Below are 1,134 nucleotides of genomic sequence, written 5' to 3' on the forward strand. Positions count from 1 at the left end.
TTAGCTATTAAATGTGTTTTATAATTTTATAAATTCCTCATAATAAGTGTATTTATTTTTTATACCTTTTTTTTAAAAATAAAATATTATTATTTTTATTTTCCTGTAACGACTTGATTTAATGAAATAAATACTTTAACTTTGTCTAAAGTATATATACTTTAGACATTAGCTATTAAATGTGTTTTAAATGGCAAATAAACCTCGTGTTGTTTCTATCCTCCCTAAAATTAAAGCATTAATGCATTCAACTGGCAAAAGAGTGTTTGATGTTAATTACCTTCAAAACATATTTGAGGATAACAATGATAAATGGCGGCTTCCTTTATCTATGGACTTAAGTGGGTTCATTAATAGTTTGGAGAAGTATAGTGATGAATTAATTATAGATAGTTTTGCTTTCCCTGGAATGAAGAAGCAGGTCGTCGCACATTTTGAAGATGCCTCGATATATGATATCGTGTCAAGTATATTTCCAGATGGATATTTATCGCATTATTCTGCTATTACTTTATGGGGACTAACGGAGCAAATTCCAAAATCAATTTACCTTACTCTCGAGCAGAGTACTGGTCCAGCAAAATCAATAAAAGGTGTTTTAGAACAAGGATCTATAGATAGTGCTTTTCAGAGACCTCAGCGTCTTTCTGAAACAATCACAGAATATAATAATCATAGATTGATCTTGCTAAAAGGAAAACATACACGAAGATTAGGAGTGGACGATATGTCTGATAATAAAGGGAGCTCATCGATAAAGGTTACAGATATAGAAAGAACACTTATAGATATTGCAGTCCGTCCTGAATATTCTGGAGGAATATATGAAGTTTTAAAAGCCTATCGTCTAGCTAAAGATAATCATAGTGTATCGATCAATAAAATTTCAGGATATTTGAATAAAATGGATTTTATTTATCCTTATCATCAAGCTATAGGATTTTATTTAGAACGGGCAGGCAACTATTCCGATAAGATGATAGAATTGTTAAAACGTAAACCAATGAATTATGATTTTTATCTCACATATGAAATGAAAAAGGATCAAATGAGGTATTCGGAAAAATGGAGATTGTACTATCCAAAAGGATTAGATTAAAACTGTGATTAATCGACACTATCCTATCAAGTGTG

At 30.3% G+C, this 1,134-nt stretch carries 1 protein-coding gene; it reads left to right on the forward strand.

The genetic code is table 11. The features are described 5' to 3' along the window. The first annotated feature begins 190 nt into the window (after positions 1-190). Entirely contained in the window at positions 191-1,099 is a 909-nt protein-coding gene (locus B4H69_RS11865) for a type IV toxin-antitoxin system AbiEi family antitoxin domain-containing protein (protein WP_291094115.1), read from the forward strand. The last annotated feature ends 35 nt before the right edge of the window (positions 1,100-1,134 follow it).

Origin of the sequence: Empedobacter sp. UBA6745, assembly GCF_002453775.1 — a bacterium.
In the GTDB taxonomy this organism is placed as follows: domain Bacteria; phylum Bacteroidota; class Bacteroidia; order Flavobacteriales; family Weeksellaceae; genus Empedobacter; species Empedobacter falsenii_C.

Excerpts from the sequence above, each read along its gene's own strand:
- B4H69_RS11865 (WP_291094115.1), top strand. The coding sequence starts at position 191 with ATGGCAAATAAACCTCGTGTTGTTTCTATCCTCCCTAAAATTAAAGCA.